At 68.2% G+C, this 15,717-nt stretch carries 15 protein-coding genes and 1 pseudogene; 9 read left to right on the top strand and 7 right to left on the bottom strand.

The window, feature by feature from the left end:
* Positions 1-233, bottom strand: a pseudogene (locus KK7_RS0116705) (hypothetical protein); the annotation flags it as partial.
* Between the two features lie 217 nt (positions 234-450).
* Here KK7_RS0116705 and rlmN point away from each other — a divergent pair.
* Both rlmN and KK7_RS0116695 read left to right on the top strand, forming a co-directional pair.
* The gene (rlmN, locus tag KK7_RS0116700; protein ID WP_420186424.1) at positions 451-1,635 is read left to right on the top strand and encodes a dual-specificity RNA methyltransferase RlmN; all 1,185 of its coding nucleotides are present in this window, start codon (positions 451-453) and stop codon (positions 1,633-1,635) included.
* A gap of 32 nt (positions 1,636-1,667) precedes the next feature.
* Entirely contained in the window at positions 1,668-2,075 is a 408-nt protein-coding gene (locus KK7_RS0116695; RefSeq protein WP_010545789.1) for a lysozyme inhibitor LprI family protein, read from the top strand.
* Here the strand turns inward: KK7_RS0116695 and KK7_RS0116690 are convergent.
* Entirely contained in the window at positions 2,053-2,673 is a 621-nt protein-coding gene (locus KK7_RS0116690; RefSeq protein WP_010545788.1) for a flavin reductase family protein, read from the bottom strand. The genes KK7_RS0116695 and KK7_RS0116690 overlap by 23 nt on opposite strands.
* A 91-nt stretch (positions 2,674-2,764) precedes the next feature.
* Between KK7_RS0116690 and KK7_RS0116685 the strand changes: the two genes are divergently transcribed.
* From KK7_RS0116685 to KK7_RS0116670, 4 genes are all read left to right on the top strand, one after another.
* Positions 2,765-3,487 (top strand): cytochrome b/b6 domain-containing protein, encoded by a 723-nt coding sequence (locus KK7_RS0116685; protein ID WP_010545787.1) that lies wholly within the window; start codon positions 2,765-2,767, stop codon positions 3,485-3,487.
* Positions 3,484-4,215 (top strand): molybdopterin-dependent oxidoreductase, encoded by a 732-nt coding sequence (locus KK7_RS0116680; RefSeq protein ID WP_010545786.1) that lies wholly within the window; start codon positions 3,484-3,486, stop codon positions 4,213-4,215. The genes KK7_RS0116685 and KK7_RS0116680 overlap by 4 nt, the downstream gene beginning before the upstream one ends.
* 132 nt (positions 4,216-4,347) lie before the next feature.
* Positions 4,348-5,574, top strand: a complete 1,227-nt coding sequence (locus KK7_RS0116675; RefSeq protein ID WP_010545785.1) for an SAM-dependent methyltransferase — start codon at positions 4,348-4,350, stop codon at positions 5,572-5,574.
* Between the two features lie 100 nt (positions 5,575-5,674).
* Positions 5,675-6,892, top strand: a complete 1,218-nt coding sequence (locus tag KK7_RS0116670) for an argininosuccinate synthase (RefSeq protein WP_010545784.1) — start codon at positions 5,675-5,677, stop codon at positions 6,890-6,892.
* Positions 6,893-6,926: 34 nt separating this feature from the next.
* On the opposite strand, the gene rarD is transcribed toward KK7_RS0116670, so the two are convergent.
* Positions 6,927-7,820 carry an EamA family transporter RarD gene (gene rarD, locus KK7_RS0116665; RefSeq protein ID WP_029623374.1) on the bottom strand — a complete coding sequence of 298 codons (894 nt, stop codon included), beginning with the start codon at positions 7,818-7,820 and terminating at the stop codon, positions 6,927-6,929.
* 128 nt (positions 7,821-7,948) lie between these two features.
* On the opposite strand from rarD, the gene KK7_RS0116660 reads away from it, so the two are divergent.
* Positions 7,949-8,896: a hypothetical protein gene (locus KK7_RS0116660; protein WP_010545782.1), complete on the top strand. Its 948-nt coding sequence runs from the start codon at positions 7,949-7,951 to the stop codon at positions 8,894-8,896.
* Here the strand turns inward: KK7_RS0116660 and KK7_RS0116655 are convergent.
* The 4 genes from KK7_RS0116655 to KK7_RS0116640 are packed head-to-tail and all read right to left on the bottom strand — an operon-like array spanning position 8,867 to position 12,831.
* Positions 8,867-9,196, bottom strand: a complete 330-nt coding sequence (locus tag KK7_RS0116655; RefSeq protein WP_010545781.1) for a YciI-like protein — start codon at positions 9,194-9,196, stop codon at positions 8,867-8,869. The two genes, KK7_RS0116660 and KK7_RS0116655, sit on opposite strands and share 30 nt — an antisense overlap.
* A 2-nt stretch (positions 9,197-9,198) precedes the next feature.
* On the bottom strand, positions 9,199-10,536 hold the full coding sequence (locus tag KK7_RS0116650) for a dihydrolipoamide acetyltransferase family protein (protein WP_010545780.1): 1,338 nt from the start codon (positions 10,534-10,536) through the stop codon (positions 9,199-9,201).
* Between the two features lie 4 nt (positions 10,537-10,540).
* Positions 10,541-11,545: an alpha-ketoacid dehydrogenase subunit beta gene (locus tag KK7_RS0116645; RefSeq protein ID WP_010545779.1), complete on the bottom strand. Its 1,005-nt coding sequence runs from the start codon at positions 11,543-11,545 to the stop codon at positions 10,541-10,543.
* A gap of 14 nt (positions 11,546-11,559) precedes the next feature.
* On the bottom strand, positions 11,560-12,831 hold the full coding sequence (locus KK7_RS0116640; RefSeq protein ID WP_010545778.1) for a 3-methyl-2-oxobutanoate dehydrogenase (2-methylpropanoyl-transferring) subunit alpha: 1,272 nt from the start codon (positions 12,829-12,831) through the stop codon (positions 11,560-11,562).
* A gap of 247 nt (positions 12,832-13,078) precedes the next feature.
* Here KK7_RS0116640 and KK7_RS0116635 point away from each other — a divergent pair, with 247 nt between their 5' ends.
* Together KK7_RS0116635 and KK7_RS21030 are read left to right on the top strand one after the other, a co-directional pair.
* Positions 13,079-13,789 (top strand): ImuA family protein, encoded by a 711-nt coding sequence (locus tag KK7_RS0116635; protein ID WP_010545777.1) that lies wholly within the window; start codon positions 13,079-13,081, stop codon positions 13,787-13,789.
* On the top strand, positions 13,707-15,717 hold a 2,011-nt coding region (locus KK7_RS21030), incomplete at its 3' end, for a Y-family DNA polymerase (RefSeq protein WP_010545776.1). The genes KK7_RS0116635 and KK7_RS21030, both read left to right, overlap by 83 nt.

The following is a 15,717-nucleotide window of genomic DNA, read 5'->3' as shown; positions in this document are numbered from 1 at the left end:
TTCACCGCCAACGCCGCCGTGGCATATTGCTTCACTTCCGTATCGGTGAAGGTCGATGCCGACGCCGTACCTGCGCCCATCGTGCCCTGATCCTGGGGAGCCGGGGCCGGCTCGCTGGTCGCCGGCTGTGCCGGCGTGGTCTGGGCAGGCTCCGTCTGCGCGGGGGTAGTGGTCTGGGCGACCGCTGCCGACGCGATCAGTGCGCTGGCCGCGGCCAGGCTCGAAAACATCATTTTCATCATCAACTCCTCGCAACAATGAAACTCTTTTGCACCCCTGTAACGTAACAGTGGGGCTGAGTTTTCCGCTTCACACCCATTTCACGATGGGCGGTTGCTCCTGCGGGACGGCATGACCCGCCACGGGACGGCGGCGTCCGGAATCACGCCGCTGGAAAAGCGCGGCATTTTCGCCTATATGCACGCGATGCAGACAGTGTCGGCCGCCCCCATGCCCATCCCCGGGCACATCGATCCCGTGCCCGTGCCGCGAGCTCCCGCCGCGCGCGACGATGGCCGTACCGACCTGATCGGTCTTTCCCGCGACGGGATCCGCGAGGCGCTGGCCGCCGCCGGGCTCGAGCCCAAGCAGGCCAAGCTGCGCGCCAAGCAGCTGTGGCACTGGATCTACAATCGCGGCGCGACCGAGTTTTCGGCGATGACCGACATCGCCAAGGCGCAGCACCCGTGGCTGGCCGAGCGCTTCGTGATCGGCCGCCCCGAGGTGGTCGAGGCGCAGGTCTCGAACGACGGCACCCGCAAGTGGCTGCTCCGCTCGCCCGACGGGCAGGATTACGAGATGGTGTTCATCCCCGACGCCGATCGGGGCACGCTGTGCGTCTCCAGCCAGGTGGGCTGCACGCTCAACTGCCGCTTCTGCCACACCGGCACGATGCGGCTGGTGCGCAACCTCACCGCCGGCGAGATCGTCGGCCAGGTGATGCTTGCCCGCGACGCGCTCGGCGAATGGCCGAGCCAGCCCGAGGGCCGCCTGCTCACCAACATCGTGATGATGGGCATGGGCGAGCCGCTGTACAATTTCGACCAGGTGAAGGCCGGCCTGCAGATCGTGATGGACGGCGACGGGCTCGCGCTGTCCAAGCGCCGCATCACGCTCTCCACCTCGGGCGTGGTGCCGATCATGGCGCGCGCGGGCGAGGAGATCGGCGTCAATCTGGCGGTGTCGCTCCACGCGGTCACCAAGGACGTGCGCGACGAGATCGTGCCGCTGAACAAGAAATACGGCATTGAGGAGCTGCTCCAGGCCTGTGCCGATTATCCGGGCGCCAACAATGCCCGGCGCATCACGTTCGAATATGTGATGCTGAAGGACAAGAACGACAGCGACGCCGATGCCCGCGAGCTCGTCCGCCTGCTGCGCAAGTACAAGCTGCCCGCCAAGGTGAACCTGATCCCGTTCAACCCCTGGCCCGGCGCGCCGTACGAATGCTCGACGCCGGAGCGGATCCGCTCCTTCTCGAACATCGTGTTCGAGGCGGGCATCTCGGCGCCAGTGCGCACCCCGCGCGGGCGCGACATCGATGCGGCATGCGGCCAGCTGAAGACCGCGTCGGAAAAGAAGAGCCGCGCCCAGCTCGACCGCGAGGCCGAAGAGAAGTTCGCAGCACTCGGTTGAGCCCTGCCCGATTCTGCGGGTAGGGTGCGGCCATGTCGCTGCTTCTGCTCGCCCTGGCGCTCACCGCCCCCACCCCCCGCTGTGTCGATGCGAAGACCACGGTGGAGATGGAAACGTGCCTCGCGCGCACCAGCAATGCCGCCGAGGTGGAGATGAACCGCTATCTCGTCGCGGCCCGCAAGCGGGCGACGGCAGACGGCGTGACGGTGGCCAAGGCCTTCGACGAAGCGCAAGGCCGGTGGATCGCCTGGCGCAGGGGCGAGTGCGACGCGGTCTATGCCCATTGGGGCGGGACGATTCGGGGTGCGATGCTGTTAAACTGCCGTATCGACCTAACCCAAGCCCGCACACAGTGGCTTTGGAAGACGTGGCTAACCTATCCGGATTCCACCCCGCCGATCCTGCCCGAGCCCAAGCTCAGCGCGGACGGAACATCCTGAACAGCGCGTCCTCGCGGATTTCGAAATAATCGGCCGGCCCGCCGCCGCGCAAAATCGGGCGCGCGCGCGCCGTCTGGTAGACCCCGTCTTCCAGCATGGCGCGGTCGATATGAATGCCGGTCACCTCGCCGAGCACCAGCCAGGTATCGACGTCCCCGCCCTCCTTCGTTTCCAGCCGGATCAGCTGGGTGAGGGCGCATTCGAACTGCGCCGGGCTGGCGGCGACGCGATCGGGGCGGACGGTGCGCGACGGCAGCGTCTCGAGGCCTGCCAGGCCGAACTCGTCCACCTCCGGTCCGGCCATCGCGGCGCTGGCATTCATCGCCTCGGCAAGCGGGCGCGTGGCGAGGTTCCAGACGAACTGCTTGGTCTCGGCGATGTTGGCGACGCTGTCCTTCCAGCCGGTCGAGGCGAAGCCCAGGATCGGCGGCCGATAGTTGAACAGGTTGAAGAAGCTATAGGGTGCCAAATTGCGCACCCCGGTCGCGGAGACGGTACTCACCCACCCGATCGGCCGCGGCCCGACGATGGCGTTCAGCGGATCATGCGCAAGGCCGTGGCCGGAAGCGGGTTCGTAGAAATGGAAATCGATGGGCATCGCGGCTCCGGAATTTTGCGGCGGACCTGAAACCGATTCCGCTCCTGCTGCGAATCTCCTACAATCGCCACGTCCAGGGAAGGAAGCGCACATGGCCGAAGGTCCACCAGAGCGGACGCAGCGGATCTACCGCCACCGCCTGATCACCCGACTGTGGCACTGGATCAACGCGATCGCGCTGCTGATCATGGTCGGCAGCGGGCTGATGATCTTCAACGCGCATCCCCGGCTCTACTGGGGGCAATATGGCGCGAATTTCGATGCGGCCTGGCTGGAGCTGCCGCGCTTCCCCGGCTGGGTGACCCTCCCCTCCTATTACAGCCTCGCCGGCGCGCGGCACTGGCACTTCTTCTTCGCGCTGGTGCTTGCCTTCGGGCTGCTGGTCTATCTGCTGTGGAGCCTGGGGAACGGCCACATCCTGCGCGACCTGCGCATTCGCGCGCGAGAGCTGGGTCCCGGCCATTTGTGGAAGGATTTAAAAGATCATCTGGCGCTCCGCTTCCACGATCCCAGGAATCCGCGCGCCTACAACATCTTCCAGAAGCTCGCCTATGTCGGCACGCTGTTCGTGCTGCTGCCGGGGGTGATCCTGTCCGGCCTGGCCCTGTCGCCGGGAATGGACGCGGCCTGGCCCTGGCTGACCGCACTCTTCGGAGGGCGGCAATCGGCGCGCTCGGTGCACTTTATCGCGATGGGAGCGATCCTCGTCTTCCTGCTCGTCCACCTGACGCTCGTGCTGCTCGCCGGGCCGATCAACGAGCTCCGCTCGATGATCACCGGCTGGTGGCGCGTGCCGACGGAGAAGCAGCCATGATCCTCACCCGTCGCAACCTGCTGATCGGTGGCGCCGCCGGGCTGCTCACCGGCTGCGATCGCTTCACCGACAGCCCGGTGCTGGCGAGCGCCGAAGAGGCGCACCGCTTCCTCCAGCGGTCGATCGGCCGCGGCGCGCTCGCCACCGAGTTCCGACCCGAGCAGCGCAGTCCGATCTTCCGGGTGAACGGCACCCACCATCCGAACACGCCCGAGTATAATATCTGGGCGGGCACCCGATTTGCCGACTGGCGGCTGAAGGTGAGCGGCATGGTCGCGCGCCCGATGCAGCTGACGCTCGCCCAGCTCCAGCACATGCCCCAACGCGCACAGATCACCCGGCACGACTGCGTCGAAGGGTGGAGCGCGATCGGCAAGTGGCAGGGGCCGCAGCTCGGCACGATCCTGAATGCCGCCGGGATCAGCAGCAACGCGCGCTACATCGTCTTCCACTGTGCCGATCGCTATGGCGATGGCGGCTATTATGAATCGATCGACCTGATCGACGCCTTCCATCCCCAGACCATCCTCGCCTGGGCGCTCAACGACCGGCTGCTCGACGTGGGCCATGGCGCGCCCCTTCGCCTGCGGGTAGAGCGGCAGCTGGGCTACAAGCAGGCCAAGTATCTCGTCGGGATCGAGGCGGTGGCTTCGCTCGCCGGTATCGGCAAGGGCAAGGGCGGCACCTGGGAGGATTCGAGCGGCTATCAGTGGTATGCGGGCATCTGATTTTTCTGCGTCGTTGAACTCGGGCGGTCCATTGGCGTTCGTTGTCTATCCGTAACGCGTTTTCGCCGGCCGAGGCTCGGCTGGAAATGTGCGCCGGATACTGCTGAAACAAAAGCCGCATACGGGATCGACATGGCCTTGATTGATCGCTTTCTCGACCGCGCCGTGAAGCGCGGCCAGCTTACCCTGATACGACCCGACGGCAGCTCGCGCAGCTTTGGCAGCCCCGATCCCGAGCTGAAGCCGGTGACGATGCGCCTGGCCAAGGGGGCCGAAGGCCGCATCGTCCGCGATCCTTCTCTCGGCACCGCCGAGACCTATATGGACGGCAGCCTGAACCTCGATTCCGGCGACATCCTCGATCTGCTCAACCTGGTGACCGCGAACAATGCCTGGGAGAAGAGCAACACGGTGCTCAACCCCTCCGCGCTCAGCCAGGCGATGGGCAAGATCGCCCACTGGCTCGGCCGCAAGAACATGGCGCGCAAGTCGAAGCAGAACGTCGCGCACCATTACGACCTCTCCGCCCGGCTGTACGACCTGTTCCTCGACGCCGACCGGCAATATAGCTGCGCCTATTACACCGATCCGGGCAACAGCCTGGAGCAGGCCCAGGCCGACAAGAAGGCGCACATCGTCGCCAAGCTGGCGATCGAGCCCGGCATGCGCGTGCTCGACATCGGCTGCGGCTGGGGCGGCATGGCGCTCTACATCCACGCCAAGACCGGCGCCGAGGTGCTGGGCATCACCCTCTCCGAAGAGCAGCTCAAGATCGCCCGCGAACGCGCCGAGGCGGCAGGCGTGGCGGACAAGGTGACGTTCGAGCTGATCGACTATCGCGCTCTGGAGGGGCAGTTCGACCGGATCGTCTCGGTCGGCATGTTCGAGCATGTCGGCACGCCGCAATACCGCACCTTCTTCGCCAAGTGCCGGGACCTGATGACGCCCGAAGGGGTGATGCTGCTGCACACGATCGGTCGGGCAGGGGCGCCGGGCTATACCGACGCCTTCACCCTCAAATATATCTTCCCCGGCGGGTACATTCCCGCGCTGTCGGAAATCGCGCAGGGCTATGAGGGGCTGCGCTACTTCCTCACAGACGTCGAAGTGCTGCGCCTCCATTACGGCCATACGCTCAAGGCCTGGTACGACCGCACCGTCGCCGCGCACGACGCCATCGTCGATCTGTACGACGAACGCTTCTACCGGATGTGGACCTTCTATCTGGCGGGCTGCTACGTCAGCTTCGTGAACGGCGGGCTGGTCAACTATCAGCTGCAATTCTCCCGCTCGCGCACCGCGCTGCCGATCACGCGGGACTATATGGCGCAGGCCGAGGAGAGGCTGCGCCACGACTGACCGTCCCGCGCCGGGGATACGGCGGATATTGCGTGGAAGGCGCGGGAACCCTAGAGGCCCCGCGTTTCCCTTTCTCTTTTTTCCCCGGAGTCGCTGCCCCATGTCGGATAAGATCAATCGCGTCGTCCTCGCCTATTCGGGCGGCCTGGACACGAGCGTGATCCTGAAATGGCTGCAGCAGACCTATAACTGCGAGGTCGTCACCTTCACCGCCGATCTCGGCCAGGGCGAGGAGCTGGAACCCGCGCGCAAGAAGGCCGAGATGGCCGGCGTGAAGCCCGAGCACATCTTCATCGAGGACGTGCGCGAGGAATTCGTGAAGGACTATGTGTTCCCGATGATGCGCGCCAACGCGCTCTACGAGGGTCTGTACCTGCTCGGCACCTCGATCGCGCGGCCGCTGATCGCCAAGCGCCAGATCGAGATCGCCAAGCTGGTCGGCGCCGATGCGGTGAGCCACGGCGCCACCGGCAAGGGCAACGACCAGGTCCGCTTCGAGCTCGGCTATTACGCGCTCAACCCGGACATCAAGGTGATCGCGCCGTGGCGCGAATGGGACCTGACCAGCCGCACCAAGCTGATCGAGTTCGCCGAATCGCACCAGATCCCGGTGACCAAGGACAAGCGCGGGGAATCGCCCTTCTCGACCGACGCGAACCTTCTCCACACCTCGTCCGAGGGCAAGGTGCTCGAGGATCCGTGGGAGGAAGTGCCCGATTACGTCTATTCGCGCACGGTGAACCCGGAAGACGCGCCCGACATGCCCGAGACGATCACGATCGATTTCGAGCGCGGCGACGGCGTGGCGCTCAACGGCCAGGCGATGTCGCCCGCCACGCTGCTGACGGCGCTCAACGAGCTCGGCCGCAAGCACGGCATCGGCCGGCTCGATCTGGTCGAGAACCGCTTCGTCGGCATGAAATCGCGCGGCATGTACGAGACGCCGGGCGGCACCATCTATCACCTCGCCCATCGCGGCATCGAGCAGATCACGCTCGATCGCGGCGCCGCGCACCTCAAGGACGAGCTGGCCCCGCGCTATGCCGAGCTGATCTACAACGGCTTCTGGTTCTCGCCCGAGCGCGAGATGCTGCAGGCCGCGGTCGATTACAGCCAGGAGAAGGTCACCGGCACCGTGCGGCTGAAGCTGTACAAGGGCAGCGTGATCGTCACCGGCCGCAAGTCGCCCTATTCGCTCTACAGCGAGAAGGTGGTGACCTTCGAGGACGACCAGGGCGCCTACGACCAGCGCGATGCGGCAGGCTTCATCAAGCTCAACGCGCTGCGCCTGCGCCTGCTCGGCCGCCGCGAGGGCTGAACCTGGTGCGCCCCTCCCGATCGCGGGAGGGGCGTTACCCCCGCACCGCCGTTCGGTACGCCCGCACGCTGTCCCACGCGTAGAGCGCGCAGCCGGACCATATCAGCGCGAAGGTGGCGAGGTGGACGGGCAGCACCGGCTCGCCGAACAGCAGCACCGCTTCCAGGAATTGCAGCGTCGGCGCGATATACTGGAGCAGCCCCATGGTCGCATAGGGCAGCCGCTTGGCGGCGGCGGCGAACAGCAAGAGCGGGGTCGCGGTGACGGCACCTGCCGCGATCAGCAGCAGGTCGATCCGCGTCGCGCTGCCGAACGACGCCGTGCCGCTATGCTGCGCCCAAAGCAGCACCGCCAGTGCCGCCGGCCCGAGCAGCAGCGTCTCCACCGTCAGCCCGCCCAGCGCGTCGATCGCCGCGACCTTGCGGAGCAGGCCATAGGCGCCGAAGCTGAGCGCCAGCGCCAGCGGGATCCACAGGCTGCCGACGCCGTGGAGTGCCAGCAGCAGCACGCCCAGCGCCGCCAGCCCGATGGCCACACCCTGCCAGCGCCGCAGCCGCTCGCCGAGCACCAGCATGCCGAGCGCCACGTTCACGAGCGGATTGATAAAATAGCCGAGGCTCGCATCGAGCACGTGCGCGTGCTGGACCGCCCAGATATAGACCAGCCAGTTGATCGCGATCAGCGCCGCGCTGCCGAGCAGAAACAGCAGCGTCCGCCCCCGCGCCGCAGCCGCGATGCTTCGCACCCGGCGCAGCGCCACGACGATCGCGGCGAGCAGCAGCAGCGACCACAGAACGCGGTGCGACAGCACCTGCAGCGCCGGCACCGCCTGCAACAGATGCAGGTAGAGCGGCAACACGCCCCACAGACTGTAGGCGGCGACGCCGAGGAAAAGGCCGTTGCGATCGGCGCCTTGGGACTTGGTCATGCTTTCTGGATGCGCGTTGCTGCGCTGCAGCGCAAGCCGCGCCCCGTACAAGATCCATACCCTTGCTTGCGCGGGATTGCGAAGTGCATCCCGGCTGATAGGCTTGGACCATCCTTTTGGGGGGAACCATGACCGACCATGATGTCGACGCGGCCCGTGCCGCGCCCGTTTCTACGCCACTACTCGCCACGCTGGCGGGCATCGCCCTGCTAGTGCTTGCCGCCATCGCTGCGCCGCTATTGTTGCCGCCCCAGCCGCTGCCGCTGCTGATCGCCGCGGGCGCCGGATTCGGCCTGGTGCTGTGGATCGTCGCCCTGCTGGTGGCGCTGCGCGGTGCAAGCATGGGGTGGCGGGCCGGCGCCGCACTGGTACTGGCCGCGACCGGCGCCGGGGCCGGGCTGGTCGCCAACGGCCAGTTCCAGAGCCGTGCGCGCGCAGACGCGAGCAGCTTCGCCGATGTCGAGCCGGCGCCGGACGGCACGCTGCGTTTCCCCGGAGACGCCGCCGGCCGCGGGCCGATCTCGCGCCGGTTCGCGGCAGTCGCGGCGGCCGAGACGGCAGCGCGGCAACGCTATGGCGAAGGTTTTTCCCGCCTCGGGGCGGCCGCGCTCAACAGCCCGTATCTGCTTACGCAGGATCCGCGCGCGATCGGCAATTGCGCGGCATTCGTGGCGCTGCGCAGCGATACCGAAAAGGCAGGGGCGACGCAGGCGGCCGAGCGGCAGGCGCTGCGCCAGGCCATCGCCGAGGCGCGGCTGGCCGAATCCGCCAAACAGGGCATCGCGACGATGGCCGGCACCGATGGTGCGGATCCCCGCCAGGCCAACCGGCTGGCCATGCTCGATGCGACGCACCAACTTTGCTTGCTGCTCGCCCGTCGCGGCTGGTACAATCTGGGCGGCCTGTTCGGCTTCCGCGCGCCTGCCGATGACGCGGCATTCCGCAAGATCCAGGGCACGCGCCAGCAGCTGGCAGCGGAGGCCGAGCAGCTGAATCGCAGCGAGCGGAACCGCATGCTGGAAGGCCGCGAGGCCGTGCGCGACGCGCTAAGCCAGTCGGTCTTCGTCTCGCAGTGACCCGACGGGGCGGAGCGGCGTCGTCGCTTCCGCCCCCACCACCGTGGTCCAGGGCAACACCTCCCAGCGGGTGACGAGCCCTTCGGTCACATAGGGATCCTGCGCGGCAAAGTGCCGGGCGGCCTCCGCATCGCCGAACAGCAGCAGCGCGCTCTCCGGCGGATCACCCACGGCGCCGCCGAGCAACAGCGTGCCCGCATCCGCCGCGGCCCAGGCGAGCGCCAGATGCGCCTCCCGCAAGGCACCCCGGCGCGCGAGATAGTCGGGCGCCAGGGTATAGCGGAGCAGGACGTGCGCCATGCTCAGTCGGCGAAGAGCAGGACCGGCGTCTCGAGCAGCTTCTTCACCGCCTGGACGAAGCTCGCCGCATCCCAGCCGTCGACGACGCGGTGGTCGCAGCTGATCGACAGGTTCATCAGCTTGGCGCGAACGATCTCGTCGCCGTGGAACACGGGGCGCTCGACGATCTTGTTGGGGCCGATGATCGCCACTTCGGGCCGGTTGATCACCGGCGTCGTCGCGATGCCGCCCAGCGGCCCAAGCGAGGTGACGGTGAGGGTGGAGCCGCTCAGCTCCTCGGACTTCGCCTTGCCGGTGCGCGCGGCGTCCGCCAGGCGGGTGATCTCGCTCGCCAGCTGCCAGACGTTGCGATCCTGCGCGTCGCGGATCACCGGCACCATCAGCCCCGCATCGGTCTGCGTCGCCATGCCGAGATGGACGCGGCCATGGCGGGTGACCACGCCGGCCTCGTCGTCATAGCGGGCGTTGAGCATCGGGAAGTCGGGCAGGGTGCGGCACAGCGCGACGATGAGGAACGGCAGCATGGTCAGCTTGGGGCGCTGGCCGCGATTGTCGTTGAGGTCGGCGCGCATCGCTTCGAGGGCGGTGACGTCGATCTCGTCGACATAGGTGAAGTGCGGGATGGCGCGCTTCGACGCGGCCATGTTCTCGGCGATGCGGCGGCGCATGCCGATCACCTTCACCGGCTGATCCTCGCGGGCGCGGGAAGCGTGGGGCGCGTGATAGCCCTGCGCGCTACCATAGCGGAGGAACGCATCGAGGTCGGCGTGGCGGATGCGGTCGCCCTCGGCAGGCTTCACCTGCGCGAGGTCGATGCCGAGGTCGGCGGCGCGGGCGCGCACCGCGGGGGAGGCGAGGATCTTAGGATCCTCCCCGGAACGGGGAGGGGGACCATCAGCCGCAGGCTGATGGTGGAGGGGGGGCTCGGCGGGGGATGCTGGCGCAGCTTCGGCGGAGTCGTCCAGCGACGCTCCCCCTCCACCACCGGCTTCGCCGGCGGTCCCCCTCCCCGTGCCGGGGAGGATCGATTGCTCCACGCCGGGATTCTCGGCCTCGACCTGCTCCTCGACCGGCGTCTCCGCCTCGGCCGCAGCCTCACCCTCGACTTCGATCACCATCAGCGCCGAGCCGATCGGCACCTGGTCCCCCACCTCGCCGGCGAGTTCGACCACCACGCCGGAGACGGGCGACTCCATCTCCACCGTGGCCTTGTCGGTCATCATGTCGGCGACCTGCTGGTCTTCCTCCACGCGGTCGCCGATCTTCACGTGCCAGGCGACGATCTCGGCCTCGGCAATGCCCTCGCCGATGTCCGGCAGACGAAAGGTAAAACGCGCCATGGGGTCAGTCCTTGAGGAGTTTGTTGAGCGCCTCGCGGATCCGCACGGGACCTGGGAAATAGGCCCATTCGAGGCTGTGGGGATAGGGCGTGTCGAAGCCGGTGACGCGGGCGATCGGCGCTTCGAGATGGTAGAAGCAGCGCTCCTGCACCAGCGCGGACAATTCCGCACCGAAGCCCGAGGTGCGCGTCGCCTCATGGACGATCATGCAGCGACCGGTCTTCTTGACCGAGGCTTCGATCGCCTCGATGTCGAGCGGCACGAGGGTGCGCAGGTCGATGATCTCGGCGTCGACGCCCAGCTCCTCGATCGTGGCTGCAACCACATGCACCATCGTGCCGTAGCAAAGGATGGTCACCGCCTCGCCCTCGCGGACCGTGGCGGCCTTGCCGAGTTCGACGCGGTAATAGCCTGTCGGAACTTCGCTCGCCGGATGCGCGGTCCAGTTCTTGGCCGGGCGATCATAATGGCCGTCGAACGGACCGTTATAGATGCGCTTGGGCTCGAGGAAGAGAACGGGGTCGTTGTCCTCGATCGCGGCGATCAGCAGGCCCTTGGCGTCATAGGGGGTCGACGGGATCACCGTCTTGATGCCCGAGACATGGGTGAAGATGCCCTCAGGCGACTGGCTGTGCGTCTGCCCACCGAAGATGCCGCCGCCATAGGGCGAACGCACCGTGATCGGCGCGGTGAAATCGCCGTTCGAGCGATAGCGCAGCCGGGCGGCCTCGGACACGAGCTGGTCGAGCGCCGGGTAGATATAATCGGCGAACTGGATCTCGGGTACGGGGCGCAGCCCATAGGCGCCCATGCCGATCGCCACGCCGATGATGCCGATCTCGGTGATCGGCGTATCGAACGCGCGGGTCTTGCCGTATTTGGCCTGGAGCCCGGCGGTCGCGCGGAACACGCCGCCGAAATAGCCGACATCCTCGCCCATCACGACGACCTGGTCGTCGCGTTCCATCATCACGTCCATGGCGGAGTTGATCGCCTGGATCATGTTCATCCGGGGGGCGGCGCTCATATGCCCGCAGCCTTGCGCTCGGCGATCATCTGGTCGCTCTGTTCCTTCAAATGCCAGGGCATCTCCTCGAACACGCCCTCGAACATGGTCTCGAACGGTTGGTGCATGCCGTGGCCGAGGATGCCGTTCTTCTCGGCCTCCTTCTGCGCGCGCTTCACCGTCTCGGCGAGTTCGAGGTCCATCGCCGCGTGGCGTTCCTCGTCCCATTCGCCCAAGCCGATCAGATGGTCTTTCAGACGCCGGATCGGATCGCCGAGCGGCCAGGCATTGGGTTCGCCGGCCGAGCGATAGGCGCTGGGATCGTCGGAGGTCGAATGGCCCTCGGCGCGGTAGGTGAAATGCTCGATCAGCGTCGGGCCCTGGTTGGTCCGCGCGCGCTCGGCCGCCCACTGCGTTGCCGCATAGACCGCCAGCGCATCGTTGCCGTCGACGCGCAGCCCAGCGATGCCATAGCCGATCGCCCGCGCCGCGAAGGTGGTCGCCTCGGCACCGGCAAAGCCCGAGAAGCTCGAGATCGCCCATTGGTTGTTGACGACGTTGAAGATCACCGGGGCGCGATAGACGGTGGCGAAGGTCAGCGCCGAGTGGAAGTCGCCTTCCGCGGTCGAGCCTTCGCCGCACCAGGTGGCGGCGATGCGGGTGTCGCCGCGCGCCGCGCTCGCCATCGCCCAGCCCACCGCCTGCGGGTACTGCGTGGCGAGGTTGCCGGAGATCGAGAAGAAGCCGGTTTCCTTCGACGAATACATGATCGGCAGCTGCCGGCCCTGCAGCGGATCGCCCCGGTTCGAGTAGATCTGGTTCATCATCTCGACCAGCGGATAGCCGCGGGTGATCAGGATGCCCTGCTGGCGATAGCTGGGGAAGCACATGTCGTCGCCGGCCATCGCCAGCGCGGCGGCGACCGACACTGCCTCCTCGCCGGTCGACTTCATGTAGAAGCTGGTCTTGCCCTGGCGCTGGGCGCGGAACATGCGCTCGTCGAACGCGCGGGTCAGCGCCATGCTGCGCAGCATTTTCCGCTTCGCCTCGGCATCGAGCCGTGGATCCCAGGGGCCGACGGCGTTGCCTGCGTCATCCAGCACGCGGACCAGGCCATAGGCGAGTTCGTGGAATCGATCGGCCGGCTCGGCGGTATCCGGGCGGCGCGCGGCGCCGGCGGGGGGCACGACAAGATCGCTGAAATCGGCCTCGTCGCCCGGGCGAAAGCGCGGCTCGGGGACATGCAGCGATAAGGGCGGCAGGTTGGCGCGCGGGGCGTCCACCGTCATGGTCTCTCCATCAAATACGGCCGTGTCGCCACGGACAACGCACGGACTCGAATTGCGCGGACGTGTTATAAAATTTCAACGAGCCTGTCGAGATGGGTCAGCAGCGCTGGCCTAAAAATTTGGGACACGGAGTCCGATTGACTCCCGGCCGAATTGGAACAAAATAGGAACGAACGAGTCGGACCTGTCATCAACCCCCGAGTGAGTCGCCGTGCCCGATCCTGCCACTCTCGACCAGTTGCGCGCAATGCTCAGCGCCATCGACGGCACCGGATTCCGTCGGCGCCCGGTGCTGCCGTTCGGGCTGGAGCGGCTCGATTCGCGGCTGGCGGACGGCGGCCTGCGGCTCGATGCGCTGCACGAGATTTCGGGCGCCACGCCCGACCTGACCGATGATTGCGCCGCCACCACGTTCCTGGGCGGGATCGCCGCGCGCTGCTGGGGCCCGGTGCTGTGGGTGGTGCGGCGGCGCGACCTGTTCGCCCCCGGGCTGGCGCAGGTGGGGCTCGATCCCAAGCGGGTGATCTATGCCGAGGCGCGCGACGACGACGAACTGCTCGCGATCATGGAAGAAGGGCTGCGCCATCGCGGGCTGGGCGCGGTGATCGGCGAAGTAAAGCGCGTCGCCATGCCGGCAACGCGGCGGCTGCAATTGGTGGCGGAGGGCGGGCGCACGATCGCGCTGCTGCTCAAGCGCCATGCGCGCGAGGGGAGCGATCCCTTGGGGGCGCCGTCGGCGGCGGTGACGCGCTGGCGGATCGGCTGCGCGCCCTCGGCGCCGCTGCCGGTGGAGGGGGTCGGCCGGCCGCGCTGGGACGTGTCGCTGGCGCGGCAACGGGGGGGAGAAGCATTCCAACTCTTGGTGGAGGCCTGCGATGCAACGGGTCGCTGCGCTCTTCCTGCCCCACTGGTCGCTCGACCGCGTGCGGCGGGCGGAGCGGCGCGCGCCGCCGCCTGAGCGGGCGCACCCTCTTTCCCCCGACTCGCCTTCCGACGACGCGTTCGCGCCCATCCAGGCGCTGGCGGAAACCGAGCAGGAGGCGGCGTGCTCCGTCCAGCGCGGCGGCGGCTGGCGGCCGGGTGCGCGCTGGGCCCGCGCCGCGCGCGACGCCGCGATCGCCGCACTTCCGCCCCACCAGCGACCGCCGATGCGCGAACTCGGCCGGCGCAGCGAGGCGGCCGAGCCGGTCTTCAAGCGGATGCGGCCCGACGAGGGTGGCGGGGTGGCGGGTGGCGGGGTGGTGCGGTTGCCGCTGGCGGCGCGCGCGGCTGCTACGCCCGTTGATACGCCTGCGCCCACCACACACCCGTCATCCCGGCGAAAGCCGGGATCCATTCGCCTGTCGGGTTCGGCGCCTTCCCCAGCGGAGAAGGCAAAGGATCCCGGCTTTTGCCGGGATGACGAAGGGGTTGTGGAGGCCCCCCGCATCCTTTCCCGCCGCACCGGTAGCCGCAGCGAGGTCGTAGCCGCCTGCCCTACGGCATTGGCGGCGGGAATCCGTATCGGCATGGCGCTCACCCAGGCGCGCGCGCTGGTGCCCGAACTGCGCATCAACCCCGCCGACCCGGACGGTGACCATGCCGATCTCGAACGGCTGGCGCACAGCCTCGCCCGGCGCTGGTCGCCGAGCGTCAGCATCGCCGGCGACGACCTGCTGTTGCTCGACCTGACCGGCGTTGCGCACCTCCATGGCGGCGAGGCGGCCATGCTGCACCGGCTGCACGCGCTGCTCACCCGGCTGGGGGTCAGGAGCAGGATCGCCGTCGCCGATACGCCGGGTGCTGCCGGAGCGTTCGCCCGCTTCCGCGCCGAGACGCTGCTGCGCTGCCCGCCCGGCGAGCATGGCGCGTGGCTCGCCCCCCTGCCCGTCGAGGCGCTGCGGCTGGAAAGCGACGCGATCGACCTGCTCCACCGCCTCGGCGTCGACAGCATCGGCCAGCTCGCCGCTCTCCCCCGCGCGCCCTTGGTCCGGCGCTTCGGCACCACGATCGCCGCGCGACTCGATCAGGCGCTAGGGCGCATCCCGGAGCCGGTCACCCCCGTCACTCCGCCCGAGCCGATCGCCGTCACCCAGCGCTTCGCCGAACCGATCGCAACCCCCGAGGCGATCGCGCACTGGCTGGGCGATCTCGTCCACCGTCTCGCCGAAGCGCTGGCGGAAGCGGGGCAGGGTGCGCGGCGGATCGGGCTGGTCGCCGACCGCGTCGACGGCGTGCCGCAGCGGATCGGCATCGGCCTCGCCCGCGCCAGCCGTGACCCCGCGCATCTACTGCGCCTGCTCGCGCGCCGGATCGACCAGATCGAACCAGGCTATGGCCTTGATGCGATGACGCTGCATCTGCTGCGCAGCGAACCGCTGGGCGCGCTCCCGGTCGACGAGCGGCTGGATGCCGAGACGGTGCCCGATCTCGCGCCCTTGATCGACGCGCTGGCGACGCGGATCGGCATGGCGCGGCTGTGGCGGATGCAGGCAGTGGAAAGCGACGTGCCCGAGCGCTCGGCCGCGGCCCTCCCGCCGCTCGACCCGCCCGAGCGCGCAGCCCCGCCGATGAAGGCCGACGATGTCCGTCAGCTGGATCGCCATGCCCCGCTGCCGCCCTGGCACCCTGATTGGCCCCGCCCGATCCGCCTGCTGCGTCGCCCTGAGCGGTTGGACTTCGTGGTCGCCGAGCTGCCCGACCAGCCGCCGCGCCGCTTCACCTGGCGGGGCGAGCGGCACGAGGTGGTCCGCGCCGACGGGCCCGAGCGCATCCATGGCGAATGGTGGAAGCGCGCGACCGAAATCCATGCCACGCGCGACTATTTCCGCGTCGAGGACGAGCGCGGCCGCCGCTACTGGCTGGGGGGGCGGGGGGGGGGGGGGGGGGGGGGGGGGGGGGGGGTGG

The sequence above is a fragment of the Sphingomonas elodea ATCC 31461 genome, assembly GCF_000226955.1.
Lineage (GTDB): Bacteria > Pseudomonadota > Alphaproteobacteria > Sphingomonadales > Sphingomonadaceae > Sphingomonas > Sphingomonas elodea.
Note: the sequence above shows the minus strand (reverse complement) of the source record. Positions and strands in the feature narration are given on the sequence as shown.

What these genes read in the sequence shown, in the direction of transcription:
- rlmN (WP_420186424.1), top strand. Translation starts at nt 451, where the DNA reads ATGCCCATCCCCGGGCACATCGATCCCGTGCCCGTGCCGCGAGCTCCC.
- KK7_RS0116695 (WP_010545789.1), top strand. Translation starts at nt 1,668, where the DNA reads ATGTCGCTGCTTCTGCTCGCCCTGGCGCTCACCGCCCCCACCCCCCGC.
- KK7_RS0116690 (WP_010545788.1), bottom strand. Translation starts at nt 2,673, where the DNA reads ATGCCCATCGATTTCCATTTCTACGAACCCGCTTCCGGCCACGGCCTT.
- KK7_RS0116685 (WP_010545787.1), top strand. Translation starts at nt 2,765, where the DNA reads ATGGCCGAAGGTCCACCAGAGCGGACGCAGCGGATCTACCGCCACCGC.
- KK7_RS0116680 (WP_010545786.1), top strand. Translation starts at nt 3,484, where the DNA reads ATGATCCTCACCCGTCGCAACCTGCTGATCGGTGGCGCCGCCGGGCTG.
- KK7_RS0116675 (WP_010545785.1), top strand. Translation starts at nt 4,348, where the DNA reads ATGGCCTTGATTGATCGCTTTCTCGACCGCGCCGTGAAGCGCGGCCAG.
- KK7_RS0116670 (WP_010545784.1), top strand. Translation starts at nt 5,675, where the DNA reads ATGTCGGATAAGATCAATCGCGTCGTCCTCGCCTATTCGGGCGGCCTG.
- rarD (WP_029623374.1), bottom strand. Translation starts at nt 7,820, where the DNA reads ATGACCAAGTCCCAAGGCGCCGATCGCAACGGCCTTTTCCTCGGCGTC.
- KK7_RS0116660 (WP_010545782.1), top strand. Translation starts at nt 7,949, where the DNA reads ATGACCGACCATGATGTCGACGCGGCCCGTGCCGCGCCCGTTTCTACG.
- KK7_RS0116655 (WP_010545781.1), bottom strand. Translation starts at nt 9,196, where the DNA reads ATGGCGCACGTCCTGCTCCGCTATACCCTGGCGCCCGACTATCTCGCG.
- KK7_RS0116650 (WP_010545780.1), bottom strand. Translation starts at nt 10,536, where the DNA reads ATGGCGCGTTTTACCTTTCGTCTGCCGGACATCGGCGAGGGCATTGCC.
- KK7_RS0116645 (WP_010545779.1), bottom strand. Translation starts at nt 11,545, where the DNA reads ATGAACATGATCCAGGCGATCAACTCCGCCATGGACGTGATGATGGAA.
- KK7_RS0116640 (WP_010545778.1), bottom strand. Translation starts at nt 12,831, where the DNA reads ATGACGGTGGACGCCCCGCGCGCCAACCTGCCGCCCTTATCGCTGCAT.
- KK7_RS0116635 (WP_010545777.1), top strand. Translation starts at nt 13,079, where the DNA reads ATGCTCAGCGCCATCGACGGCACCGGATTCCGTCGGCGCCCGGTGCTG.